Genomic DNA, 24,617 nt, shown 5'->3' with positions numbered 1-24,617 from the left:
GACTGAAGGAGACGGGCGCAACGCGCCCGGTCCGTAAATGAAAAAATTTCTTGCAACCGCATTTGCCTCACTGCTGTTCGTGTCGGCTGCGGCGTTCGCCGTGCCCACCGTCCAGCAGATCGAATCGGCCATGTCGCAAGGCAACTGGCAACAGGCCGATGCGGGCCTGAGCGAAGTGCTGCAGGCGCATCCGAACAATGCGCGCGCGCATTATCTGTACGCGCAGGTGCTCGACCGCGAAGGCCGTTCCGCCGACGCGCTCGCCCAGGTGCAGCAGGCCAAGACACTCGACCCGCAAATCCGCTTCACCGACCCGACCCGTTTCGCGCAAACCGAAGCGCGTATTCGCAAGGACGCGGAACGGGCAGGCGCCGCGACCGCGAACACCACCAGCCACGCGGCCAACCCGTTCGTGCAGCAGACGACGCCGGCCGTGCAGCAGCAGTCGGCCATGATGTCGCAGGCGCCGCAACGGCATGGTCCGGGCATGGGCATGTGGATCGGCATCCTTGTCCTGATCGGCGTGATCGCGCTGGTGCTGCGCTGGACCTTGCGCCGCGCCCGCACGCAAGGCGATACGCGCGCCGACGACGATCGTCGCGTGCAACTCAAGCGCGCCACCGACATGCTCAACACCGTGCGTTCGCTCAAGCTCGACGTGAAGCTTTCCACGGTGCCAGGGCACGAGGCGCTGGAAAAGGAAGTCGAAGCGACCGAAGACCAGTTGCGCGGCCTCGTCGAAACCTTGTCGAACAGCAAGAGTCCGGTGCCGCCGTATCAGCTCGACGAACTCGAACAGCGCCTCGGCAGCCTGCGCGCGCGGGCGGACGGCAAGCCCGATCCGTATGCCGCGCCGGCCGCCGGCACGCAACCCTCCCCCTATGCGCAGGAAGCCGAACGTTTCGGCAATCCGCCGCAAGCGCCCTATCCGCAGCAAGGGCCGTATCAGCAACAGCCGCAGGTTATCGTGCAGCAAGGCGGTGGCGGTTTCGGCGGCGGCATGGGCGGTTTGCTGACCGGCGTGCTGCTCGGCGAAGCGCTGAATTCCGGGCGTGAGCGCGTGGTCGAACGTGACGTGATCGTCGACGACGAAACGCGCCGCCGTGGCAACGACGGCGGCAATGGCGGCGGCCTCGACTTCGGCCAGGGTTCGAACGACTGGAGTGACAACAGCGGCGGCGTCGATATGGGCAGCAACGACGACTCCGGCGGCTGGAACGATACCTGAGCTGCGTCGCGGCTGAGATCACATCAGTCGTGCAGGCAGGCGTAGATGAAAACAGGCTCCTTCACGGAGCCTGTTTCGTTTTGCGCTTCTTCGTTTTGCGCTTCTCAGGCCTCAGGCCCACATCGACGACGGCGCCCTGCCCGGCTCATGCTGCGCGACCAACACCGAACCCGCGAACAGCCTCACGATAAAACGCTCCGCATAGGCGACCAGCGCATCGCGGCGCGCTTCGTTTGCGTCGATATACTCAGCCGATAGATGGAACAGTTGCAGAACGGTCTGCGTGCAGACTTCGTCGACGGTTTCGCGTGAAAGCGTCGGCATCAATTCCAGTTGAACGACGTCGTCGGCCATTTCCGCCGAGACCTCGTGCAGGTTCGCGCGCACGGCCTCGCGCAACGCGCGCGAGGTGCCATGATATTCGGCCAGCGCGCTGAGAAACGCCTCGCGGTTTTCCAGCGCGAACGCAAAGAACGCGACGCACGCACGACGCGGCACGCTATACGGCTCGTCATGCGCGGCGAGCCAGCGCTCGCGCCGCAACATGGGCCGCAAACGGCGGCTCACCGATTCGACGGCTTCGCGCGCCAGATCGTCGAGCGTGTCGAAATGGCGATAGAACGTGTTGGGATTGAGCCCCGCCTCACGCGCCAGTTCGCGCAAACCCAGACTCGCAAAAGCGCGGCCGCCCGCGGTCAGACGCAACGCGGCTTCGATCAGTTTGCGCTTGCCGGCCGGCAATTCCTGCCCCGCGGCTACGCCATGCTCGGCGGCGGCTGCCGCTTCGGGTATGGATGTCATGTGATTTCAATCAATGCGCGCCACGCGCGTTTAATAGCAATACTCTAAACGATCTTGACGCCAGGTGCACAGTTGTCTACCCTGCGCGTTATGCTGCGTAGACACCCGTAGACGCCGTAGATGCCTGAAATTCGCCCCCTCCCGGAGACCGCCGTGACGCCTGCCTCAACTGCCCCATCCGCCGCGCCACGCATTGCGATTGTCGGGAGCGGCTTTGCCGGCATCGGCATGGCGATTCGGCTGCAGCGAATGGGCATCACGTCGTTCACGATCTACGAGGCGGCCGGCGACATTGGCGGCACGTGGCGCGACAACACCTATCCCGGCGCGGCCTGCGACGTACCTTCGCATCTCTATTCGTTTTCGTTCGAACCGAATCCGGCGTGGTCGCGTGCGTTCGGTGGCCAGGCGGAGATTTTCGCTTACCTGAAGCATTGCGCCCGCAAATATGGCGTGGACCGCTACGTGCGCTACCACGCGCGCGTGGCCGCCGCGCGTTTCGACGAAGCGCGCCAGGTCTGGTGCGTCGAGCTCGATGTGAACGGCGTGCGCGAACACGTCGAGGCCGACGTGGTGATCGCCGCGAGCGGCCCCTTGTCGCGCCCTGCGATGCCGCGAATCGCCGGGCTCGAACGTTTCCAAGGCAAGCTGTTTCATTCGGCCCGCTGGGACCACGCGTATCCACTCGACGGCAAACGCGTCGCGGTGATCGGCACCGGCGCGAGCGCGATCCAGTTCGTGCCGCAAATCCAGGCGCGCGTCGCGCATCTCGATCTGTTCCAGCGCACCGCGCCGTGGATCATGCCCAAACCCGACAAGCCAGTGAACGCGCGCACCCAATGGCTGTTCCGGCATTTGCCGTTCACCCAGCGCTTCGTGCGCAGCGCGATCTACTGGCAACTCGAATCGCGCGCCATTGCGTTCGTGCTCAATCCGGAACTGATGAAGCTGCCGATGAAATTCGGCCTGAGCTACCTCGAACGACGCGTCAAAGACCCTGCCCTGCGCGCCAAGCTCACGCCGAACTACCGGCTCGGCTGCAAGCGCGTGCTGCTTTCGAGCGACTACTATCCTGCGTTGAATCAGCCGAACGTCGACGTGGTGACGAGCGGCATTCGCGAGATCGTCGCCGACGGCGTCGTGACCGAAGACGGTGTGCATCGTCGCGCCGACGCGATCATTTGCGGCACGGGCTTCCAGGTCAACGACGTCGGCGCGCCGTTCGACGTCACCGGCCTCGACGGCGCGGACCTCGGCGCCCTGTGGCTGCGCGACGGCCCGGAGGCCTATCTCGGCGTCAGCATTGCGAACTTCCCGAACTTCTTCATGATCGTCGGTCCGAATACCGGACTCGGCCACAACTCGATGATCTACATGATCGAGTCGCAAGTGCAATACATCGCCGATTGCCTGCGCGTACTGCGCCGCCGTCGAGCACGTACGATGAATCTGCGGCCCGACGTGCAGCGTGATTTCAACGCGCGTTTGCAAAAGGACATGCAGCGCTCAGTATGGGTGAGCGGATGTCACAGCTGGTACCAGACCCGAAGCGGCAAAGTCACCGCATTGTGGCCCGGGTTCACCTTCAGCTTTCGCAAACGCACGCGGCGCGTGCGTGCGCACGACTATCGCTTCGTGCCCTGACGACATGAGCGGTGGCCGATAACCGGCAGAGCGAGACGCCGCCGATGCCATCCGATTCGAAGCCAATCGAACTAACAGGGAGACAACCAGCATGGCAAGCATCGACTCCACCACGCCCGCCTCGACCACCCCGCTGCCGTCGCGCTCGCTCGCCGCGCGCCTCGGCATCACCAGCGTGCCGCGCGACGAATTGCGGCGTCGCTATACGCAAAGCGGCTCCAGCTTCGTGGAGATCATGGGCGCCGATGTGCATTACATCGACGAAGGCAGCGGCGACATCATCGTGATGATCCACGGTTTCGCGTCTTCGCTGCATACGTGGAATCGGCTCGCCGATGAACTCAAGCGCGAGCATCGCGTGATCCGCCTCGATCTGCCGCCGTTCGGCGTGACAGGGCCGTTGCGCTCAACCAGCGGCGACATCGAAACGATGAATCTGCCGGCCTACCGGCGCTTCATCGACACGTTCATGCAGGCGCTCGGCATCTCGCGCGCGACCTTTATCGGCAATTCGCTCGGCGGACTGATTTCGTGGGACTACGCGGCGCGCCACCGTGAAGCCGTCGAGCGGCTCGTGCTGATCGACTCGGCCGGTTTTCCGATGAAGCTGCCGATATACATCGGCCTGTTCAATAGCGCGCTGGTGCGGGTCAGCTCGCCGTGGTGGCTGCCCGAGGCCATCATCAAGAGCGCGGTGCGCAATGTCTATGGCGATCCGCGCAAGCTCGACGCGCTAACGCTGCGCCGCTACGTCGAGTTCTTTCACGGCGAGGGGACGCGCGAAGCGATCGGCAAAATGGTGCCCACGCTCGACTTCAAGGAAGTCGACACCGACGTGCTGACGACACTCGACGTGCCGGCGCTGGTGCTCTGGGGCGCGAAAGATCGCTGGATTCCACCCGCGCACGCCACCGAATTCGCCAGCCGCATTCCGGGCGCGAAGTCGGTTATGTATCCGGGGCTCGGCCACATTCCAATGGAAGAAGCGCCCGAGCGCGTCATGGCCGATCTGCGCGCGTTTCTCGGAACAGGTGACGCGCGGGTTCCGGCCGACAAAGGGGCGTATCGCGCGCCGGCCTGATCTGACGCCTGCTTGCGCGCCTTTTTCCCGCTTTCTCCTGATTTCTCCCGCTTTCGCGCTGATCACTCAATCGACGATTCGCGCGCTGAAGTCGTGCGAATCCCGCCCGCCCTTCGCATGCGCCGCGCCGGCGCGCTCAGCCGCCACCGAGCAAACGCAACAGGCCCCACAGGAATTTGCAGAGCATGACGATCAGCTCCCACAGGTGGTAGAGCTGTTGCCAGCCGGAAACGCGCGCGAAGCCGTCGATCATGGATGCCGGTAAGAGAAGGAAAGGTCCGCGCTGACGCTACGAACCGGGGTTGGACCGCACATGATAACGACTGCGGGATACCCCGTATCAAGTCGATTGAAAGTCTGCCGTCAAAGCATCTGGAGGACGCTGCATCCGCGCTGGATGACTGTGTCGATTGACTGCGCCAAGGGCGCCATCCCAGGAGACGACCATGACGCGTTTCAGCTTTCGCCGCGCGGCCCGTTCGCAGACGGTCGTCGGCGATATTGCCGCGCAAGCCGGCAAGCTGGGCATCGAGATCTGCGACGTATCGGGCCACGTCGAGGAAGTGGCCGCGCGCGTGCAGCGCCAGGCGCACGTGTGCCTGGCGCTGCGCGAATCGGCGGCGCAGACGCTCGCCGGCAACCATCGCATTGCCGCCGCCGCGCGGAAGATGAGCCACGTATCCGCCGAAGCCGCAACCGGCGTGCAGGATTCGCAGCAAACGCTCGAAGCGTCGCTGGCCGACATCCACGGACTCGTGGAAGGCGTGACCGTCATCGAAACCCAGATCGGCGCGCTGCGCAGCGCGCTGGCGCATGTGAGCCGCGTTTCCGAGGAGATTTCGCTGATCGCCCGCCAGACGCATCTGCTCGCGCTGAATGCCGCGATCGAAGCCGCGCGCGCCGGCGACTCCGGCAAGAGCTTCGCGGTGGTGGCGGCCGAGGTGAAAAACCTCTCGGCGAAGACCGCGCAAGCCACCGGGCAGATCGAGACGACACTCGCGCAACTCACGCAGCAGACCGAGCAGTTGATCACCGAGGGTTCCGCGAACACCGCGCGAGCACACCGGGTGCGCGAAGGCACGCGCAAGATCGGCGAGGTCGTGCATGCAACCGGCGATGCGATCGCGCATTTGAACGATGAAGCAGAACAGATCGCGGTGCTGACCGGCGAGATAGAAACGCAGTGCGACGGACTCGAGGCGCAGGTGCTGGAGATGGCGAGCGGCGTCGAGGATTCGAGCGAAAACTTCGTACAGGCGAAGGATCGCCTGGGGAACCTGCTCGGCGTCTCCGAAACCTTGATCGAACTGACCGCCGCGACCGGCGTGGAAACGGCGGATACCCGCTTTATCGACGCGGTGCGAAAGGCGGCGGCCGCCGTGAGCAAGACATTCGAAACGGCCGTGGCGCGCGGTGAAATATCGCTCGACGATCTGTTCGATCAGCATTATGTGCCCGTGGCCGGGAGCAATCCGCCGCAGTTCATGACGCGCTTTACCGCATTCACCGACCGGGTGTTGCCGGCGATTCAGGAGCCTTTGCTCGATCTCGACCCGCGAGTGGCGTTTTGTGCGGCGATCGATTCGCGCGGTTATCTGCCGACGCACAATCTGAAGTTTTCTTTACCGCAGCGTGATGATGTGGTCTGGAATATGGCGAATTGCCGTAACCGGCGCAGGTTCGATGATCGCACCGGGCTGGCGGCTGCTTCACATACGAAACCGTTCCTGTTGCAGACCTATCGGCGCGATATGGGCGGCGGCGAGTTCGTGCTGATGAAGGATGCGTCCGCACCTGTTTTCGTCGGGGGACGCCATTGGGGCGGAGTTCGGATGGGGTATAAGGTTTGAGGTTTTTAGGTGGTGGGCGGCCGGGTCCGTTGCGGAGGGCACGCCCCACCACCTCACGCCCTAAACCGCCATGACCGCCCGCTTCCGCTCGGCCCGCTGCATAAAGTAGTTAGCGAGCACCACGCCAACGGTCACCACCGCTATAAACAGCGTAGCCAATGCATTCATTTCCGGATTCAGCCCCAACCGGACGCGCGAGAACACGACGAGGGGCAAGGTCGTCGAACCCGGCCCGGACAGAAACGCCGACAGCACCAGATCGTCGATCGACAAAGTGAACGACAACAACCACCCGGAAACGAGCGCCTGCGAAATCAACGGCAACGTAATGAAGAAAAACACGCGCAACGGCGTGGCCCCAAGATCCAGCGCCGCCTCTTCGAGCGAAGGATGCAACTCCTTCACCCGCGACTGCACGATGATCGCCACGTAAGAGATACACAGCATCACGTGCCCGATCCAGATCGTGAAAATGCCACGTCCGGCCGGCCACCCCAGCCACTTGGCCATTTCGATAAAGAGGAGCAGCAACGAGATCCCCTGAATCACCTCGGGAATCACCAACGGCGCATTGATCATGCCGGTATACAGCGTGAAGCCGCGAAACCGCCCCATGCGCGCGAGCACGAACCCCGCCCACGTACCGATGATCACCGACGCGAACGCCGTCAACAACGCCACGCGCAACGACAACCACGCGGCCGCGATCAGCTCGTCATCCTGCAGCAACGCCGCATACCAGCGCGTCGAAAAACGCGTCCACACCGTGACCAGCTGCGATTCGTTGAACGAATACACAATCAGACTCACGATCGGCACATACAGAAACAGAAACCCGATCCCCAGGGCAATGAACTGCAAAATCCGGTTCGGCTTCATCAGCGCCTTTCCTCCATCGCCTTCGCCTGCGCATACTGGAAAAACGCCATCGGCACCAACAACAACAACACCATTGCGCACGTCACGGCGGACGCCATCGGCCAATCGGCATTGTCGAAGAACTCATTCCACATCACGCGGCCGATCATGAGCGTATTCGCGCCGCCCAGCAATTCGGGAATCACGTACTCGCCCACCGCCGGAATGAACACCAGCAAACAGCCGGCGATGATGCCGTTCTTCGAGAGCGGCAAGGTGATCTGCCAGAATGCCTTCCATGGCCTCGCGCCGAGGTCGTAGGCGGCCTCCAGCAGCGTCATGTCCATCTTCACCAGATGCGCGTACAGCGGCATGACGAGAAACGGCAGATACGAATAGACCATGCCGATATAAACGGCGGTATTGGTGTGATACAGCTCGATCGGCGTGTGAATCAGCCCGACCGACATCAGGAAATTGTTCAGCAAGCCGTTGTTCTTCAGGATTCCGATCCATGCATACACGCGAATCAGAAACGACGTCCAGAACGGCAGCATCACGGCCATCATCAGCAGATTGCGGCTGGCCGGATTCGACCGCGCGATGTAATACGCCATCGGATAGCCGATCAGCAAACACAGGAGCGTCGAGATCGCGGCCACCACCACGGAATTCACATAGGTGGCGAAATAGAGGCTGTCGGTCAGCAGAAACGCGTAATGCGACAGATCGAGCGTGATGTGAACCGCGCCGTCCGCGAACTTCGTCAACTCCGTGTAGGGCGGAATGCCGAGCTGCAAATCGGCGAAGCTGATCTTGACCACCAGCAGGAACGGCACGAGGAAAAACAGCAGCAGCCAGACGAACGGACCGGCGACCACCGCGGTACGGCCGCTCAGGTTGAAGCGCCGCACCGGCCAGGTGGCGAAGGAATTGAACGAGCGCTTCATGACGTCAGCACCACACCGGCCGACGCGCTCCAGCGCACGTACACTTCGTCGCCCCACGTGGGCGGATCGATCTCGGTCAGCGCGAGGCTCGTCACGTTGGCAATCACTGTTTTACCGCCATCGAGCTTCACGTGATAGAGCGAATAGCCTCCCATGTACGCGATATTCGTGACCACGCCCTTGCCCCAGTTGTACGCGCCCTCCGGCGGTTTGCGGGTGAGCGCGATGCGCTCGGGGCGCACCGAGATCGTCACCGGCATGCCGAGCGGACCGGTGATACCGTGGCTCACATACAGACGGCACGGCAGATCGGGCGTTTCGATGAATACGTGATCGGGCTCGTCTTCGACCGTATGGCCTTCGAACAGATTGGTCGAGCCGATGAACTCGGCCGAGAAGCGGCTATTCGGATACTCATAGACTTCGTGCGGCGTGCCGAGCTGGACGATCTCGCCTTCGCTCATCACGGCGAGGCGGGCCGCCATGGTCATCGCCTCTTCCTGATCGTGCGTGACCATCACGCAGGTCACGCCGACCTTGTCGAGAATGTTCACCAGTTCGATCTGGGTGCGTTGACGGATCTGCTTGTCGAGCGCGGACATCGGCTCGTCGAGCAGCAACAGCTTGGGCCGCTTGACCAGCGATCGCGCCAGCGCGACGCGCTGCTGCTGGCCGCCCGAAAGCTGATTCGGCTTGCGCTTCGCGAAGCGGCCCATCTGCACGAGTTCGAGCGCGGTCTGCACGCGCTCCTTCAGTTCGGCCTTCGGCACGCCTTCCTGCTTCAGGCCAAAGGCGACGTTACCCTCCACCGTCATATGCGGAAAGAGCGCGTACGACTGAAACATCATGTTGACCGGCCGGCGGTACGGCGGCAATTGCGCGAGGTCTTCGCCGTCGATCAGGATCTTGCCCGAGGTCACGCTTTCGAGCCCGGCCATCATGCGCAACAAGGTGGACTTGCCGCAGCCGGAACTGCCTAGCAGCGCGAACAGCTCGCCCTTCTTCACCGACAGGTTGACGCCTTTGACCGCCACGGTCTCACCGAACTTCTTCACGACGTCGACGATCTGGACGAAGTTGTCCGTGGCGTCGCCCGCAACGGCGTTCAGGCTCGGGGACGGCGCGGCGGCCCCCGCCAGCGCGCCCGACTGGTCACTACTCATCACAATGCTTTACTCCGGCGTTTGACGAACAAAGCCCCCGGTGAACACCGAGGGCTTCATGATGATGCTTACCTGTTCACACCGGCCGCGGGTCAGCGGCCGGACTTGAATTCAGTCCACAGCCGCGTTTGCAGCCGCTGGATTTCCGGCGGCAGCGGCTTGAGCAGGAACAGGGTCTTGATGACTTCAGGCGACGGATACACGGCCGGGTCGTTCGCCACGTCCTTGTCCACATATTTGCGCGCTTCGAGGTTGGCGCTCGGATAATAGACGGCGTTGGTGATCGCGGCATGAACCTGCGGCGTTTCGATGTAGTTGATCCACTCGAGCGCGGCGTCCTTGTTCTTCGCGTCCTTCGGAATCGCCATCACGTCGAACCACACCGGCGCGCCGCCCTTCGGAATGTAATACTCGACCTTGTAAGGCTTCTTCGCCTCGAGCGCGCGATGCTTGGCGATCACGACGTCGCCCGACCAGCCGTACGCAAAGCACACGTCGCCGCCAACCAGGTCGTTGATGTAGCCCGACGAGTTGAACTGCGTGATGTATGGGCGGATCTTCTTCATCATCTCGAGCGCGGCGCGATAGTCGGCCGGGTTCGTGCTCATCGGATCCTTGCCGATGTAGTGCAGCGCGGCGGCGAACATCTGGTCCGGTGCGTCGAGCACGGAAACGCCGCACGCCTTCAGCTTCGAGATGTTTTCCGGCTTGAAGAGCACGTCCCAGCTGTCGAGCGGCACGCCTTTGCCGAGGATCTGCTGCGCCTTGGTGACGTTGTAGCCGAGGCCGGTCGTGCCGTAAGCCCAGGGCACGGTGAATTTGTTGCCTGGATCGGCGCCGGCGACGAGCGCCATCAGCGACGGATCGAGGTACTTGAGGTTCGGCAGCTTCGATTTGTCGAGCGGCGCAAAGATGCCGGCGGCGATCTGCTTGCCGGCGTAATTGCTGGTCGGCACGACGATGTCGTAGCCGGAATTGCCGGTGAGGAGCTTGGCTTGCAGCGTGTCGTCGCTGTCGTAGTTGTCGTACTTGACCTGGACGCCGGTCTGCTTGGTGAAGTTCGGAATGGTGTCCTTGGCGATGTAATCGGACCAGTTATATACGTTCAGCTGCGTGTCTTTCGCAGCGGCCGTCAACCACGGCGTCGCGCACAAGACCAGCGCCGCCACTTGCCCCACTACCCGTCTTTTCATCCCGTTCTCCGTTCCTGACCGGCCGAGCCGGCCGTCTCACCTACGCCGCGCCACCGCGCGCGGCTCCCCTGAAAAACCCGAAAAGTACCACCAATTATTGCGCGCTCCAAAAAAAATCCCGGGCTGTCGCGCAAACGGCACAGCGCAAGCCGCGCCGCTGGAAATTTGGCCGCAATTTTAGCGGGTTATGGGCGCGTGTCTACCCGAAAAAAACACCTGTATCGGCCGCACGGTTATCTCACGGTCGAATTGCCGCCGTGAAGGCGCGCCGCGCCCGCGCAAAGGGGGGTGACCCAAGGCGGCTTGCCCTCACCCGCATCCCGCGCGGCGCGGGTGCGGCGAGGTCGATATGAGGTCGAGCCGCCTGACGTGCGACGGTGCACAATAGTCCTCGAGAGCCGTCGACAACGCGCCGCCCGGCGCGTGTCGGTGCGGCCCCGCCCACGCCCGCCGGGCACGCGGCTTGCAAGAGGATGCAGTCTTGAACCTCAGGCACCGATGAACACCAATCCGTCCGCATTGCGACCCCACCGCCGCCGGCGTCTGCCGGCCAATGGGCCGGCGCGTCCGGCGCACTGGTTTTCGTTCGTCGGCGCGGGGGCTTTGATCGCGGTCGGTTATATCGATCCGGGCAACTGGGCGACCGCGCTCGGCGCCGGGGCGGGCTACGGCTACCGCCTGCTCGGCATCGTGCTGCTATCGAGCCTGATGGCCATGCTGCTGCAATGGCTGTCGTCGCGCCTTGGCGTCGTGACCGGGCGCGACCTCGCGCAGATCTGCCGCGAACGCACGAGCCGCCGCGGCACCCTTTTCCTGTGGGTGACCAGCGAGGTCGCGATCATCGCGTGCGACGTCGCCGAGGTGGTCGGCAGCGCCGTCGCGTTGCAATTGCTACTCGGCGTGTCGCTCACGGCAGGCGTGTTGATGTCGGCAGTGTGCACCTTCGCGCTGCTCGCGCTCAAGCAGAAAGGCGGCCGCAAGCTCGAAGCGGTGATCGCGGCGCTGATCGGCTTCGTCGGCCTGTGCTTCGTGGTGCAGCTCGCGCTGGCGCGGCCGGACTGGCACGCGGCGCTGGCCGGCACCGTGCCGAGCGTCGAGTTGCTGCGCAACGCGGGCATGGTGTGGCTCGCGGCGGGCATCGTGGGCGCGACGGTCATGCCGCACAACCTTTATCTGCATTCGGCGCTCGTCAAGCACCACGCGCCGGACGGCAGCGACGCACAGATCAGGGCGGCGTTGCACGTCGTCAATCTCGACACCTTCGGCGCGCTTTCGTTTGCGTTCGTGATCAACGCGGCGCTGCTGATCGTGGCCGCGGCCGTGTTCTACCTCAGCGGCCATCGCGACGTGACCGATCTCGCGGATGCCCACCGGCTGATCGCGCCGCTCGTCGGCACGCACTGGGCCGGCATCCTGTTCGCGGCGGCGCTGCTCGCCTGCGGACTGAGTGCAACGGTCACCGGCACGCTGGCCGGCCAGGCGGTCATGGAAGGCTTTCTGCGCATTCGCCTGCCGCGCTGGCAGCGCGCCTTGCTGACCCGAGCACTCGCGATCGGGCCGGCGCTCTTCGCGGTCGCGATGTTCGGCCAGCACGGTTCCAATCAACTGCTGGTGGCAAGCCAGGTGGTGCTGAGCCTGCAATTGCCGCTCGCGGTCGTGCCGTTGATCCGCTACACCTCGGACGCCGGGCTGATGCGCGGCTGGCGCGTACGCGGCATACCGCTCGCGCTGGCGTGGCTGTCGGCCGCGTTCATCGTCATGCTCAATAGCGCGTTGTTGTGGCAACTGGCCTTCGGCAGCTGAACCGCCGTTTTTTGACGAGGCAAGATGAAGTGAGTTTGTAAGCAATCTTCAAGTATCTCGACATGACCGGCGACGCCGCCAAACATACGGCGGATGCGGCCAAGCGTGCGCGGACGGCGGCCACGCCGTTCGCGCACGGCACGGCGCTTGCCGCGCATCGGTTAACATAGCGGAACTTCGCCTCTTCGCCCCAAGGTTTCCGATGGCTTCGAATCTTCACGATCTTCCCGACAGCCCGTGTATCGGCGTCTGTTCCACGCTGTTCGACGACATATGCAAAGGCTGCGGCCGCACCGCCGCCGAAGTGTCCAACTGGGTCTTTCTGAGCGACGAGGAAAAGCGCGCCGTGTGGGTTCGCATCGAGCGGCAAGGCACGGCGATGCGGTTCGCCAACGACAAGCTATAGGTCTCGTCGAATGCGTCGTGCCGCGCGTATGCGGCAGCGTCGCGCTCAGGTCGACGCACCAATGGAAACGCCGGGATATCCCGGCGTTTCCATTGGTGTATGCGGTCGAACACGCACGCACGAACCGCGCGCGAAACTCAGAAGCGCATCCCGACACCGAGGCCGACCACTACCGGATCGATGCTCAAGCGGCCAAGCGCCTGTCCGCCGAGCGTCGCATCCGTGTGCATCCAGATCTTCTTGATGTCCGCGTTGACGAACAGCGACTTGGTCACCTGAACGTCGACGCCGGCTTGCAACGCCGGGCCCCAACTGTGATTGGTGACCCCGATCGACTGACCGCCCGCGTTCAGGCCGTTGTTATAGAACAGCGTGTAGTTCACGCCCGCGCCGAGATACGGACGAATCCGTCCTGCGTGGTTGAAGTGATATTGCAGCAGCAGCGTGGGCGGCAATACGTTCACGCCGCCGAGATTGCCGAGGCTCGAAGTCAACTGATGCCTCGAGGTGGCGAGAATCAGCTCGACGCCGAGGTAATCGCGGATCATGTACGTCAGGTCCAGCTCCGGCACGATGGCGTTGTTCACATCCACGTTGAGCGCCGACAACGATTGGGTGGTGCTCACATTCGGCATGATGCTGATGGCGCGCAAACGCACCAGCACGTCGCCGGCGTGAATGCCGCTTATCGTGTCGTCGCCCGCGGCGTGCACCTGCGGGGCAAAAGTGCCTGCGCACAACAGGCTCGATGCAATGGCGGCGGCCCGAAGTCGGTTCCTTAACGAGTGGTTCATCTGCTTCCCCAAGTAGTTGTTTGCGTGTGGGGATTGTCGAAGTTCTCGTCGCGCGGCATGTTGACGCGTATCAAGTCAGAGAAAACGCCCAACGTCCTGCGACAGCCGGTCGCGCCGCTCCCGTGAGCAGCAGTTCGAGCAGGTCGTGCACGCTGCGAATGGCGGAGCCGAACGGCAACGCTTCGCGGCCACGGAAGAACAGACCGTTTGCCACGTCCCCGCGCAACGCCGCCGCGAGCCGCGTGTCGATGCAGAAGTGCCCGAACTTCTCGATACCGTCGCGCCAGCCGCAAGCGCTCAGACATTCGAGCGCGGTCGGGCAAGCGTGTTTGAGCGCGCCGGCTTTCTCGCGAATTTTCGTCTCGTGCCGCAAATACCGCATCAGCCAGGGCGTTTTCACGGCACGCGCCGGCAGCCCCGTCACGCTGACGAACTCCACGATGTCCTCGGGCAAAGCGTCGGCCAGCACGCGCTTGAAGTTCGGATGCGCGTCGCCTTCCTCGGTGACGGCGAACGGCGTGCCGAGTTGCACGCCGCTTGCGCCCGCATTCAGCAGCGCACGCACCGCCTCATGACTATTGATGCCGCCCGCGACGATCAAAGGCACGTCCTGCCGGTTCAAACCGAGCGACGTGAAAACCGTGTCGAGCTCTTCGAGGACGCGCAGGAAATCGAAGCGTCGATCGTGTTGATCGGCCAGGTTGTTGACGCCGAGATGGCCGCCCGCGTGCGCTGGATGTTCGATCACGACGGCGTCGGGCAAACGGCCTTTCTTCATCCACTTCTTCAGCACGAGCGCGACGCCGCGGCTATCCGACAGAATCGGAATCAGTGCGACGTCGTGGCCTTGGGTCATGTCCGGCAAATCGAGCGGCAGACCCGCGCCCATGACGATCGCATCGGCACCGTTCGCACACGCGACGCGCACGTAGTCGGCCTGCGCGCTGACCGCTTTCATCACGTTGACGGCGATCATGCCGCGGCCCTCGCTCAGCGCTTTGGCGGCCTGGATCTCGCGGGCCAGCGCGGTGAGATTGGCCTGTTCGAGCGTGGCACGCTCGGGCGACTCGCGGCAACGTTCGATCAAATCGCGATGATGATGTCGCAGGTCGATACTGGCGATCGTGCCCAGCGCGCCTTCACGAGCGACGCTGCCGGCCAGCCGGTGCGCCGAGATACCGACGCCCATGCCGCCTTGCACGATAGGCAGCAGCGAGCGGCCACGAATGACGAGCGGCGGGAAAGAATGAGAGTTGAGCATGACTGGCCCAATGGCGGATTATCGAAGCGGTGATAATCGTTGGTTGGGCGCAGCCTGCGTTGTTTCAGGTCAATGTGCCGGTAAATGGCCGAGTCGTATGTGCCGATCCGTTGATGCCGGTCATGTGAATCGGATCACGCCTTGAATTGCATGGACTTGAGTTCGAGATACTCTTCGAGTCCATAGACGCCGTTCTCGCGCCCGAATCCCGACTGCTTGAAGCCGCCGAACGGCGCGGCCATGTTCCATGCACCGCCATTGATATCCACCTGACCGGTCCGGATCCGCCGCGCGATGCCGACCGCACGCTCGTCGCTGCCGGCCCATACCGCGCCGCCGAGGCCATACGGCGAATCATTGGCAATCCGAACCGCTTCCTCTTCGTCCTTGTAGGTGAGAATCGACAGGACCGGGCCGAAGATTTCCTCCTGAGCGATCGTCGCCTTGGGATGCACGCGGCCGAACACGGTGGGTTTGACGAAGAAGCCCTTCGACACCCCGTCAGGCAAGCCCGCGCCCCCCGTCACCAGCTCGGCGCCCTCCTCGATTCCCTTCGCGATGTAGTGCAGCACGCGCGCCTGCTGCGCCGCCGACGCCAGCGGGCCGAGACGGGTCGTTTCATGGCGCGGGTCGCCCGCCACGTATGTCTCGGCGACCTGCTTCGCCAGCGCGCGCGCTTCGTCGTAACGCGTCTCGGGCACCAGCATGCGCGTGTGCGCCGAGCATGTTTGTCCGGAATTCAGGAAACACGCGCTGACCGTGCCCTTGACCGCCGCGGCGAAATCCGCATCGTCGAGAATCACCGACGCCGACTTGCCGCCGAGTTCGAGCGCCACGCGTTTGACCGTCGCCGACGCCAGCTCGGACACCCGTTTTCCCGCGCGCGTCGAGCCGGTAAACGACACCATGTCGACCGACGGATGGCTCGCCAGCATTTCGCCCACCACCGGCCCATAACCGCTCACCAGGTTGAACACGCCGGCCGGCAGCCCGGCCTCGTGGATCGCCTCGGCAAGCACGAACGCGTTCAGCGGCGCGATCTCCGAGGGCTTGAGCACCACCGTGCAACCGGCGGCGAGCGCCGCCGCGACCTTCAGCGTGACCTGATTGAGCGGATAGTTCCACGGCGTGATCGCCGCCACCACGCCGACCGGCTCGCGCACCACCAGCGAATTGCCGACGCGTTCCTCATACTGGAACTCGCTCGCGAGCTTCGCATACGCGCCCCAGTTGTAGACAGGACCGCCCACCTGAATCGCGCGAGCGAGCTTGAGCGGCATGCCGACCTCGCCGGCGATCAAACTGGCCAGTTCGTCGGTGCGCGCTTTCAGGTTCGCCGCGATTTTGCGCAGAAACTCGCCACGCCCGGCGGCGGGCGTGGCGGCCCAGCCGTCGAACGCGACGCGCGCGGCGGCGATCGCGCTTTCGGCGTCGGCCTCGATACCTGCGGGGATGCGGCCCATGATCTCTTCCGTGCCCGAGTCGATCACGTCGATCGTGCTCGTGCCGCTCGGCGCGATCCACTTGCCGTCGATATAGAGTTGGTCGTAGGTCTTCATGATGGTCGGTCCCCTGTCTGCGTCTCCGGAATGGTCTTCTATTCTAACCAGCCAGCATGGGAAGGTTGATGCGGGTGCACGACCATCAAATAGCGAAAGCCGGATGTAGTACGATTGCATTGCAATGCGAAGCGCACGCCCGGAAAGCCCCGTCCAAGGGAACAACTATTATGAATATGCTTTCGATATGGCCAACCCTGGTCATTATCGGTGTCACGATCCTCATTCTGTCGGTGAAGCGAGTCTTTTCGTGCCTGGATACCGCGCCCGTTGCACATCAACACCGTCTGGATTCAATCGACGGATTGCGTGGCATTCTTGCATCAGCGGTTGTATTTCATCATTTCGTGATGACAGCCTACAACTTGAAGAACAGGACATCAGGGCTGCCGCCATCACCCTTTTACTCGTTCATCGGGCCGGGCGCCGTGGCCGTGTTCTTCATGATCACGGGTTATTTATTTTGGGGACGCCTGATCGATCGACAGGGCAACATCAAATGGCTTGAACTGTATGTCAACCGCGCATTCCGGATTTACCCGCTCTACCTGCTTCTGATCGTCGCGTATTTCATATTTGTCATTCGCCATGTCGGCATTGCGGCGACTCAGACAATGGGTCAAACGGCCGCGCAACTCTCGCAATGGCTTTTCTTCGGCATCGTCAACCAGCCGACACCGTTCCTCAATCGTCCCGAGTATCTGGGGCTGGTCGGGCAAACATGGAGCCTTCATTATGAATGGCTCTTCTACATGGCGCTTCCGCTGCTCGCTATTGTGGCCCGCGAGAAGGCTACGGTTGCCATCACTGCTTCAGCCTTCATTTTCATGCTGTTCGGCAATGCAGTGATCACCGATCTGTCCGTAGTCTTCATCGAACACTTCCTGATCGGCATGCTCACGGCGAGCCTGCTTCGGACATATCCCAAACTGAAGGGCAATGGCGCCGTCCGCTCGTTTGTTGCGATTGTTGCCGGCGCATTTGCGATCCTGATATCGGGCGGTCCTTATACGAATCTGGCAACCGTGCTTCTCGGCATATCGTTCTTTTGCATTGCTTCAGGGGCCTCGGCATTCGGCATCCTGACCGCAGCGGGCACGAAACGGCTCGGCAATATCAGTTACAGCATCTACCTGCTGCACGGGCTGATCATCAATCTGCTGATGCAGTTCCCCCGATACAACGCCAATCTTGTGTTCACCACCCAGCGATTCTGGCTTGTCACGTTTCTGACCTACGGTTGCATCATTGCCGTCTCGATTGCGACTTATTATGTGATCGAACGAGGTGGCATTAACCTCGGGCGCCGGATCATTCAAAATCTGCCGGCTAACGCCACGAGATCGAATAGCGCGCTGGCGGAATAGAAGCCGTTCGGATCGACAGGCGCGATTCGGGCGCCGGCGAGCACCGTTCGATGCTCGGAAAACAAAAGGCGTGCAACCGTTGCCGGTTGCACGCCCTTGGTCCTCAGAAAATCGACTCGCTACAGGATCACGTCCCTACTGTGCCACAGAGACGAAGCCCCTTATGAGCGAGCAATTTCGGACGCTTACTGCACGCCCTGACTCAACAGGAAGTCTTCGTAATTGCCGCCGAAATCGTTCAGCGTGCCGTTCGTCTTCACCTCGATGATCCGGTTCGCGAGGCCGCTCACGAATTCACGATCGTGTGAAACGAAGATCAGCGTGCCTTCGAACTTGTCGAGCGCGATCTGCAGCGACTCGATCGATTCCATGTCCATGTGGTTGGTCGGCTCGTCCATCAGCAGCACGTTGTGGCGGCCCAGCATGAGCTTGCCCCAGATCATGCGGCCCTTCTCGCCGCCGGAGAGCACCTTGACCGACTTGCGGATGTCGTCGGCGTTGAACAGCAGCCGGCCGAGCGTGCCGCGCACCATCTGCTCGTCGTCGCCTTCCTTGCGATAGACGTCGATCCAGTCCATCAGCGTGACGTCGTCCGGAAACTCCTCGTACGTATCCTGCGGCATGTAACCGATGTTCGCGTTCTCGGCCCACTTCACCGTGCCGTGATCGAGCTCCAGCTTGCCGAGCAGCGAGCGCAGCAGCGTGGTCTTGCCCGCGCCGTTCTCGCCGATGATCGCGATACGCTCGCCCGGCTGCACGCTGATGCTGAAGTCGTTAAAAATCTGACGATCGTACTTCTTCGAGATCTTCTCGGCCACCACCGCGATGTTGTGCAGCTTCTTCTCGTACTCGAAGCGGATGAACGGGTTCTGCCGCGACGACGGCTTGAATTCCTCGATCTTGATCTTGTCGATCATCTTCAGACGGCTGGTGGCCTGACGCGCCTTCGACTTGTTCGCCGAGAAGCGGCGCACGAAGTCCTGCAGGTCGGCGACGCGTTCCTTCGCCTTCGCGTTGGCGTTCTGCTGACGCTCGCGCGCCTGCGTGCTCGCCAGCATGTAGTCGTCGTAGTTGCCCGGATAGACCTTCAGCGTGCCGAAGTCCATGTCGGCCATGTGCGTGCAGACCTGGTTCAGGAAGTGGCGATCGTGCGAGATGATGATCATCGTCGAGTTGTACTGGTTGAGCACGTCTTCCAGCCAACGGATCGAGTTGATGTCCAGGTTGTTGGTCGGCTCGTCCAGCAGCAGCACGTCCGGCTTCGAGAACAGCGCCTGCGCGAGCAGCACGCGCAGCTTCCAGCCCGGCGCGACGTTGCTCATCGGGCCGTTGTGGTCCTCGATCGCGATGCCGATGCCGAGCAGCAGCTCGCCCGCGCGCGCTTCGGCCGTGTAGCCGTCGTACTCGGCGAACTTCGCTTCGAGCTCGGCGGCGTGCATGTAGTCGTCGTCCGTCGCGTCGGGGTTCGCGTAGATCGCGTCGCGCTCGGTCATGGCGGCCCACATTTCCGTGTGGCCCATCATCACGACGTCGAGCACGCGTACGTCTTCGTATGCGAACTGGTCCTGACGCAGTTTGCCGAGGCGCACGTTCGGCTCGAGCATGACGGTGCCGGAGCTCGGCTCCAGGTCGCTGCCCAGAATCTTCATGAAGGTGGACTTGCCGCAGCCGTTCGCACCGATCAGGCCATAGCGGTTCCCTTCCCCGAATTTGACCGAGATGTTCTCGAAGAGGGGCTTCGGCCCGAATTGCATGGTGATATTGACGGTAGACAGCACGGCGCGTCCCTTTGAATGTGATATCGGCGAAAAACCCAATATTTTAGCAGGTTATCGCGATTTCAACCCGCGCGCGCGTCGCGCTACTGCCTTTGGCCGCCTCTTGGCGTCTGCAAAACGTCGATGAAGGCCGACAGGTCGGCCTCGCCGAGCCCCATCGCCGCGCCGAGCCGCAGCAATTGCTGAACCGTCGACGATACCGGCATCGGCGTGCCGGTCTCATACGCGGTCGCCGCCACCGTGTCGACGTCCTTTTGAAAGGTCCGGAACGCGCCGATCGGCGCGAGGCCGCTTTGCGTCATGCGCGGCACGAAAAGCTGCAGCAGCACCGAGTCGGCCCAGCCGCCGGCGAGACCCTCGGTCAGCCGGGAGGCGTCGAGCCCGCTGCGCTGCGCGAGACTGACCGCCTCGGCGATCGCCGCCAGCGTCGCGGTGACGATGGTCTGATTGCACAGCTTGGCGGTTTGTCCGGCGCCGACCTCGCCCATGTGCGTGACGCGCGCCGCGTAGGCGCCGAGCAGCGGCCTGACGGCTTCGACATCCGCGGCCGCGCCGCCCGCCATGACGGCCAGCGTGCCGGCCGTGGCGCCGGCCACGCCGCCCGAGACCGGCGCGTCGATCCAGCCGGGCCCGCCGGCCAGCTCGCCCGCGACTTTGCCCGCGCTTTCGCCCGCGCTGTCGGCCGCGCTTTCGCCTGCTCGAACCGCCGACAGCGCCGCCGCGCGCTGCGCGAAGGCGCGCGTCGCGGCAGGCGGAATGCTGGAGTGATCGACGATCCAGCGCAAGCGGCCCGATACGGGCGCATCCGCGCTCAGGAGGCCCAACGCACCGAAAACGGTCTGTTCGACCGCGGCGGCGTCCGCGACGCACAGCAGCACCGCCTCGCAGCGCGCCGCGAGCTCACGCGGCGTGTCGACCACCTGGGCGCCGTCCGCCCGCAGCGCTTCGGCCTTGGCCCGCGTGCGATTCCACACATGCACGAGATGCCCCGCGCGCAGCAGATGCCGGATCATCGGCGCGCCCATCAAACCGGGACCGCAAAAACCAATTTCCACTTTCGAACCTCGTCGGATTTCAGATTGAGTTGCGCGTACATGATAACGGCCGTGTCCGGCTACGGCATACCGGGCACGGCATGTGCGACATGATCCGCTCAAGCGAGAGCCATTCGCGGCGCTGGCGTTGCCTATACTTTTCGAACACCAACGAAGATCAAAGGAGGAAGTTCATGTCCGAACACGTCTACAAACAGATCGAACTGACCGGCTCGTCGACCAAATCGATCGACGACGCCATCAGCACGGCCATTGCGAAAGCGTCGAAAACGCTACGCAATCTGCACTGGTTCGAAGTGACGGAGACTCGGGGCCAGATCGAGAACGACAAGGTTGCTTACTGGCAGGTGACCATCAAGGTCGGCTTGCGCATCGACTGAAGTATGGCCGGCGCGCAAGCCGGCGCGAAAAATCCACAATGAAAAAAAGCTGCGTCCGTACCGGACGCAGCTTCTCGAAGCGGTTGCCAAGACCGCCGCCTGATCGGGCTGTTCGACGCCGCTTCAGGCATCGTTTCCCGACGCCGCTACACAGCCGACGCCCTCACTTCGGCAGCGACCCGTCCACGCCTTCCACATACCAGTTCAGGCGTTGCAGTTCCGGATCGGTCAGCGTCTTGCCCGCCGGCACCTTCACCGCGCCGGCTTGATCCTTGATCGGACCGGTGAACACGTCCCACTTGCCGCCCGCCAGTTCGTCGCGTTTGGTCGAGACCTGCTTCTGCGCGTCGGCCGGAATCGCGGCCGTATTCAGATCTTCGAGATTGACGGCCTTCTGCGGAATGCCCCACCACACCGGGTCGTTCTTCCACTTGCCGTCCAGCACCTGCTGGATCGCCGCGTTGTAATACACGCCCCAGTGCGCGACCACCGAACCAAGATGCGCGTCAGGACCGAACTTCTTCATGTCCGAATCCCAGCCGAACGCGTGCACGTGCTTTTCCGATGCCGTGGCGAGCGTGGCGCTCGAATCGGTGTTTTGCAGCAGCACGTCGGCGCCCTGACCGATCAGCGTTTCCGCCGCCTGCTTTTCCTTGCCCGGATCGAACCAGCTGTTGATCCAGATGACCTTGGTGTGCACCTTCGGATTCACCGAACGCGCGCCCAGCGTGTACGCGTTGATGTTGCGGATCACTTCCGGAATCGGCACCGACGCCACGAAGCCGAGCGTGTTGGTCTTCGTCACATAACCCGCGGCGACGCCGGCGAGATACGCGCCCTGATACATGCGCACGTCATAGGTGCCGAAGTTCGGCGCCTTCTTGTAGCCGGTCGCGTGCAGGAAAACGGTGTCCGGGAAATCCTTGGCGACCTTCAGTTCAAAGTCCTGGTAGCCGAAGCTCGAACCGATGATGATCTTGTTGCCCTTGTTCGCCAGATCGCGGAACACGCGCTCGGAGTCGGCCGATTCCGGCACGTTTTCGATGCGGGTGATCTTGATCTTGCTGCCGAACTTCGCTTCCGCTTCCTTCGAGCCCTGGTCGTGCGCGAAGGTCCAGCCGGCATCGCCCGGATTGCCGAGGTAGACGAACGCGACGCCCGGCGCATCGGCGGCCTGCGCGCTTTGCGCGAGCGGCGCCGCGAGCGCCAGCGAGGCCGCGCCCCACGCGAAAGCGGTCAGCAGATTTCTTCTCTTCATGTTTTCTCCTGTCGTGTTTATCGAATGATGTGAAGCGTATGGCCGATGGGTGGCCGATCAGCCCGCCGAGAAGAACGGCTTGCCGAGCGAAGCAGGTGCATTCAGCCGGATCGTATTCGGATTGCGCGAGATCAGCACCAGCACGACGATCGTCGCGACGTACGGCAGCATCGCGAGGAACTGCGTCGGCACCGGCACGCCGATCGCCTGCGCGTAGAACTGCAGGCCGGTCACGGCGCCGAACAACAGCGCGCCGATCAGCAGGCGCCCCGGGCGCCACGTCGCGAACACGACCAGCGCGAGCGCGATCCAGCCGCGCCCCGAGGTGAGCTGCTCCTGCCACAGGTGCAGATTGACGATCGAATAATAGCCGCCCGCGAGCCCGGCCATGCCACCGCCGAAGGCCACCGCGCCGTAGCGCACGCCGACCACCGGAAAGCCGACCGAGTGCGCCACTTGCGGCGATTCGCCCACCGAGCGCAGCACGAGGCCCGCGCGCGTGCGATACAGGAACCAGCCGATCACCGCGAACATCAGGAACGCGAGGTAATCGAGCGGCGTGAGGCTGAACAGCGCGGGGCCGAGCACCGGAATCTTCGAAAGGCCGGGAATGGTCCATGTGTCGATGGTCGCGCGCACCGCCGCCGACGTATAGGGCTTGCCGACATACGCCGAGAGGCCGATGCCGAAGATCGTCAGCGACAGGCCGGTGGCGACCTGGTTGGCGAGCATGGTGAGCGTGAGAAAGGCGAACAGCAGCGACATGGCGAGACCGGCGCCGATCGCGGCGAGCACGCCGAGCCACGGGTTGCCGGTGATCGCGGTGACCGCGTAGCCGGTCACCGCGCCCATCAGCATCATGCCTTCGACGCCGAGGTTGAGGACGCCCGATTTTTCGGTGACGAGTTCGCCGGCGCCCGCGAACATCAGCGGAATCGCGGCGGTGACGGCGCTCGAGGTGAGCGAGCTGGCTTGTTGAATGTCCATGGGGATCCGGCGGAATCAGTTAGCAGTGAGCGAATGTCGGCGAGCCGATCAGTGAGCCAGGGCGGCCAGCGTTCGGCGCCGCACCCGGTAGTTCACGAACAGGTCGGCGCCCAGCAGGCAGAACAGCAACAGCCCCTGGAACACGCCGGACAGCGCCTGCGGCAGTTGCATCGAGGTCTGCACCGCTTCGCCGCCGAGATACAGCAACGCCATCAGCAGGCTCGCGAGCACGATGCCAAGCGGATGCAGCCGCCCCACGAACACGACGATGATCGCCGTGAAGCCGTAACCCGGCGACCACGTGGCCTGCAATTGCCCGATCGGGCCGGCGATCTCCCCCATGCCGGCGAGGCCAGCCAGGCCGCCGCTGATCAGCAGCGAGGTCCAGATGGTCTTCTTGTCGGAGAAGCCGGCGTAGCGCGCGGCGAGCGGCGCGAGACCGCCGACGTTCATGCGGTAGCCCGCGAAGCTCTTGCGCATGAAGACCCACACGAGCGGAATCGCGATCAGCGTGACGAACACCGACGCGTTCAGGCGCGTGCCGCGCAGCCATTTGATGTGCCAGTCGCCGGAGAAAGTCGGATAGAGCGCGTCGCCGCTGAACATCTCCGAGAGCGGGAAGTTCATGCCCTGCGGATCGCGCCACGGGCCGCTCACCAGGTAGATCAGCAGTTGCGTGGCCACATAGGTGAGCATCAGGCTGACCAGAATCTCGTTGGTGTTGAAGCGGCTCTTGAGCAGTGCCGGAATCGCCGCCCACGCCATGCCGCCGAGCACGCCGGCGATCATCATGGTCGGCAGGATCCACCAGCCGGTGGCCTGATCGAAGTAGATGGCGACGCCGCTCGCGGCGATACCGCCGAGCAGCATCTGCCCTTCGGCGCCGATGTTCCAGACATTGGCGCGATAGCCGATGGCAAGACCGAGGCCGATCAGGCACAACGGCGACGCCTTGAGCAGCAGTTCGGACCAGCCGTTCACGCTGGAGAGCGGTTCGATGAAAAACGCGTGCATGGCCTGCAACGGATCACGCCCGACGAGGCTGAAGATCAGAAAGCCGATCGCGAGCGTGAGCAACGCGGCGATCAGCGGCACGGCGAGCTGCATGGTGCGCGAGGGCGTCGTGCGTGCTTCGAGTCGATACGGAAGAGTCATGGGTAGCGTGTGCTTATCTGGGTTCTGGTTCTGGTCCTGATACCGG

Annotated in this window: 21 protein-coding genes; 8 read left to right on the top strand and 13 right to left on the bottom strand. The window is 63.3% G+C overall.

What is annotated here, in order from left to right:
- The first annotated feature begins 37 nt into the window (after positions 1–37).
- A complete protein-coding gene (locus CJU94_RS13835) occupies positions 38–1,228 on the top strand; it encodes a tetratricopeptide repeat protein (RefSeq protein ID WP_095419160.1) in 1,191 nt (396 codons plus the stop codon).
- A 111-nt stretch (positions 1,229–1,339) separates the two neighbouring features.
- On the opposite strand, the gene CJU94_RS13830 is transcribed toward CJU94_RS13835, so the two are convergent.
- The gene (locus CJU94_RS13830) at positions 1,340–2,029 is read right to left on the bottom strand and encodes a TetR family transcriptional regulator (RefSeq protein WP_208645316.1); all 690 of its coding nucleotides are present in this window, start codon (positions 2,027–2,029) and stop codon (positions 1,340–1,342) included.
- Positions 2,030–2,182: 153 nt separating this feature from the next.
- Here CJU94_RS13830 and CJU94_RS13825 point away from each other — a divergent pair, with 153 nt between their 5' ends.
- The 3 genes from CJU94_RS13825 (at position 2,183) to CJU94_RS13815 (ending at position 6,604) form a co-directional block, all read left to right on the top strand.
- Positions 2,183–3,673, top strand: coding sequence for a flavin-containing monooxygenase (locus CJU94_RS13825; protein WP_095419159.1), 1,491 nt, complete (start codon positions 2,183–2,185; stop codon positions 3,671–3,673).
- Positions 3,674–3,764: 91 nt separating this feature from the next.
- Positions 3,765–4,754, top strand: coding sequence for an alpha/beta fold hydrolase (locus CJU94_RS13820; protein WP_095419158.1), 990 nt, complete (start codon positions 3,765–3,767; stop codon positions 4,752–4,754).
- Positions 4,755–5,200: 446 nt separating this feature from the next.
- Positions 5,201–6,604, top strand: coding sequence for a methyl-accepting chemotaxis protein (locus tag CJU94_RS13815; RefSeq protein WP_095419157.1), 1,404 nt, complete (start codon positions 5,201–5,203; stop codon positions 6,602–6,604).
- A 60-nt stretch (positions 6,605–6,664) separates the two neighbouring features.
- Here CJU94_RS13815 and CJU94_RS13810 read toward each other — a convergent pair whose 3' ends face one another.
- From CJU94_RS13810 to CJU94_RS13795, 4 genes are all read right to left on the bottom strand, one after another.
- Positions 6,665–7,483, bottom strand: coding sequence for an ABC transporter permease subunit (locus tag CJU94_RS13810; protein ID WP_095419156.1), 819 nt, complete (start codon positions 7,481–7,483; stop codon positions 6,665–6,667).
- On the bottom strand, positions 7,483–8,412 hold the full coding sequence (locus tag CJU94_RS13805) for an ABC transporter permease subunit (protein WP_095419155.1): 930 nt from the start codon (positions 8,410–8,412) through the stop codon (positions 7,483–7,485). The genes CJU94_RS13810 and CJU94_RS13805 overlap by 1 nt, the downstream gene beginning before the upstream one ends.
- Entirely contained in the window at positions 8,409–9,575 is a 1,167-nt protein-coding gene (locus CJU94_RS13800; RefSeq protein ID WP_167397534.1) for an ABC transporter ATP-binding protein, read from the bottom strand. Before CJU94_RS13800 ends, CJU94_RS13805 begins: the two co-directional genes overlap by 4 nt.
- 92 nt (positions 9,576–9,667) lie before the next feature.
- Positions 9,668–10,768: a polyamine ABC transporter substrate-binding protein gene (locus CJU94_RS13795; protein WP_095419154.1), complete on the bottom strand. Its 1,101-nt coding sequence runs from the start codon at positions 10,766–10,768 to the stop codon at positions 9,668–9,670.
- Between the two features lie 498 nt (positions 10,769–11,266).
- On the opposite strand from CJU94_RS13795, the gene CJU94_RS13790 reads away from it, so the two are divergent.
- Both CJU94_RS13790 and CJU94_RS13785 read left to right on the top strand, forming a co-directional pair.
- Entirely contained in the window at positions 11,267–12,571 is a 1,305-nt protein-coding gene (locus tag CJU94_RS13790) for an Nramp family divalent metal transporter (protein WP_095419153.1), read from the top strand.
- A gap of 202 nt (positions 12,572–12,773) precedes the next feature.
- Complete coding sequence (locus CJU94_RS13785; protein ID WP_095419152.1) at positions 12,774–12,977, top strand: DUF1289 domain-containing protein; 204 nt, start codon at positions 12,774–12,776, stop codon at positions 12,975–12,977.
- Positions 12,978–13,114: 137 nt separating this feature from the next.
- On the opposite strand, the gene CJU94_RS13780 is transcribed toward CJU94_RS13785, so the two are convergent.
- From CJU94_RS13780 to CJU94_RS13770, 3 genes are all read right to left on the bottom strand, one after another.
- A complete protein-coding gene (locus CJU94_RS13780) occupies positions 13,115–13,771 on the bottom strand; it encodes an OmpW/AlkL family protein (RefSeq protein WP_095419151.1) in 657 nt (218 codons plus the stop codon).
- Positions 13,772–13,841: 70 nt separating this feature from the next.
- The gene (locus CJU94_RS13775) at positions 13,842–15,032 is read right to left on the bottom strand and encodes an NAD(P)H-dependent flavin oxidoreductase (protein ID WP_095419150.1); all 1,191 of its coding nucleotides are present in this window, start codon (positions 15,030–15,032) and stop codon (positions 13,842–13,844) included.
- Positions 15,033–15,166: 134 nt separating this feature from the next.
- Positions 15,167–16,591 (bottom strand): aldehyde dehydrogenase family protein, encoded by a 1,425-nt coding sequence (locus CJU94_RS13770; RefSeq protein ID WP_095419149.1) that lies wholly within the window; start codon positions 16,589–16,591, stop codon positions 15,167–15,169.
- Between the two features lie 170 nt (positions 16,592–16,761).
- On the opposite strand from CJU94_RS13770, the gene CJU94_RS13765 reads away from it, so the two are divergent.
- Positions 16,762–17,958 (top strand): acyltransferase family protein, encoded by a 1,197-nt coding sequence (locus CJU94_RS13765; protein ID WP_157763749.1) that lies wholly within the window; start codon positions 16,762–16,764, stop codon positions 17,956–17,958.
- Positions 17,959–18,143: 185 nt separating this feature from the next.
- Here CJU94_RS13765 and CJU94_RS13760 read toward each other — a convergent pair whose 3' ends face one another.
- A complete protein-coding gene (locus CJU94_RS13760) occupies positions 18,144–19,736 on the bottom strand; it encodes an ABC-F family ATPase (protein WP_095419147.1) in 1,593 nt (530 codons plus the stop codon).
- A gap of 83 nt (positions 19,737–19,819) precedes the next feature.
- Positions 19,820–20,761: an NAD(P)-dependent oxidoreductase gene (locus CJU94_RS13755; RefSeq protein ID WP_244220962.1), complete on the bottom strand. Its 942-nt coding sequence runs from the start codon at positions 20,759–20,761 to the stop codon at positions 19,820–19,822.
- A 203-nt stretch (positions 20,762–20,964) separates the two neighbouring features.
- Here CJU94_RS13755 and CJU94_RS13750 point away from each other — a divergent pair, with 203 nt between their 5' ends.
- On the top strand, positions 20,965–21,171 hold the full coding sequence (locus tag CJU94_RS13750; protein WP_091793652.1) for a dodecin: 207 nt from the start codon (positions 20,965–20,967) through the stop codon (positions 21,169–21,171).
- Positions 21,172–21,334: 163 nt separating this feature from the next.
- Here the strand turns inward: CJU94_RS13750 and CJU94_RS13745 are convergent, their stop codons facing one another.
- From CJU94_RS13745 to CJU94_RS13735, 3 genes are read right to left on the bottom strand one after another with little or no spacing between them, the layout of a single operon-like run.
- Positions 21,335–22,429, bottom strand: coding sequence for a BMP family ABC transporter substrate-binding protein (locus CJU94_RS13745; protein WP_095419145.1), 1,095 nt, complete (start codon positions 22,427–22,429; stop codon positions 21,335–21,337).
- A 57-nt stretch (positions 22,430–22,486) separates the two neighbouring features.
- Entirely contained in the window at positions 22,487–23,416 is a 930-nt protein-coding gene (locus CJU94_RS13740) for an ABC transporter permease (RefSeq protein ID WP_095419144.1), read from the bottom strand.
- Between the two features lie 48 nt (positions 23,417–23,464).
- Entirely contained in the window at positions 23,465–24,571 is a 1,107-nt protein-coding gene (locus tag CJU94_RS13735) for an ABC transporter permease (protein ID WP_095419143.1), read from the bottom strand.
- Positions 24,572–24,617 lie beyond the last annotated feature (46 nt).

The organism is Paraburkholderia aromaticivorans, from assembly GCF_002278075.1.
Lineage (GTDB): Bacteria > Pseudomonadota > Gammaproteobacteria > Burkholderiales > Burkholderiaceae > Paraburkholderia > Paraburkholderia aromaticivorans.
The sequence above is the reverse complement of the archived record's forward strand: the minus strand, read 5'-3'. Positions and strand labels throughout refer to the sequence as shown.

Coding starts and splice junctions, on each gene's coding strand:
- CJU94_RS13835 (WP_095419160.1), top strand. CDS start 38: ATGAAAAAATTTCTTGCAACCGCATTTGCCTCACTGCTGTTCGTGTCG.
- CJU94_RS13830 (WP_208645316.1), bottom strand. CDS start 2,029: ATGACATCCATACCCGAAGCGGCAGCCGCCGCCGAGCATGGCGTAGCC.
- CJU94_RS13820 (WP_095419158.1), top strand. CDS start 3,765: ATGGCAAGCATCGACTCCACCACGCCCGCCTCGACCACCCCGCTGCCG.
- CJU94_RS13815 (WP_095419157.1), top strand. CDS start 5,201: ATGACGCGTTTCAGCTTTCGCCGCGCGGCCCGTTCGCAGACGGTCGTC.
- CJU94_RS13810 (WP_095419156.1), bottom strand. CDS start 7,483: ATGAAGCCGAACCGGATTTTGCAGTTCATTGCCCTGGGGATCGGGTTT.
- CJU94_RS13805 (WP_095419155.1), bottom strand. CDS start 8,412: ATGAAGCGCTCGTTCAATTCCTTCGCCACCTGGCCGGTGCGGCGCTTC.
- CJU94_RS13800 (WP_167397534.1), bottom strand. CDS start 9,575: ATGAGTAGTGACCAGTCGGGCGCGCTGGCGGGGGCCGCCGCGCCGTCC.
- CJU94_RS13795 (WP_095419154.1), bottom strand. CDS start 10,768: ATGAAAAGACGGGTAGTGGGGCAAGTGGCGGCGCTGGTCTTGTGCGCG.
- CJU94_RS13790 (WP_095419153.1), top strand. CDS start 11,267: ATGAACACCAATCCGTCCGCATTGCGACCCCACCGCCGCCGGCGTCTG.
- CJU94_RS13785 (WP_095419152.1), top strand. CDS start 12,774: ATGGCTTCGAATCTTCACGATCTTCCCGACAGCCCGTGTATCGGCGTC.
- CJU94_RS13780 (WP_095419151.1), bottom strand. CDS start 13,771: ATGAACCACTCGTTAAGGAACCGACTTCGGGCCGCCGCCATTGCATCG.
- CJU94_RS13775 (WP_095419150.1), bottom strand. CDS start 15,032: ATGCTCAACTCTCATTCTTTCCCGCCGCTCGTCATTCGTGGCCGCTCG.
- CJU94_RS13770 (WP_095419149.1), bottom strand. CDS start 16,591: ATGAAGACCTACGACCAACTCTATATCGACGGCAAGTGGATCGCGCCG.
- CJU94_RS13765 (WP_157763749.1), top strand. CDS start 16,762: ATGAATATGCTTTCGATATGGCCAACCCTGGTCATTATCGGTGTCACG.
- CJU94_RS13755 (WP_244220962.1), bottom strand. CDS start 20,761: ATGGGCGCGCCGATGATCCGGCATCTGCTGCGCGCGGGGCATCTCGTG.
- CJU94_RS13750 (WP_091793652.1), top strand. CDS start 20,965: ATGTCCGAACACGTCTACAAACAGATCGAACTGACCGGCTCGTCGACC.
- CJU94_RS13745 (WP_095419145.1), bottom strand. CDS start 22,429: ATGAAGAGAAGAAATCTGCTGACCGCTTTCGCGTGGGGCGCGGCCTCG.
- CJU94_RS13740 (WP_095419144.1), bottom strand. CDS start 23,416: ATGGACATTCAACAAGCCAGCTCGCTCACCTCGAGCGCCGTCACCGCC.
- CJU94_RS13735 (WP_095419143.1), bottom strand. CDS start 24,571: ATGACTCTTCCGTATCGACTCGAAGCACGCACGACGCCCTCGCGCACC.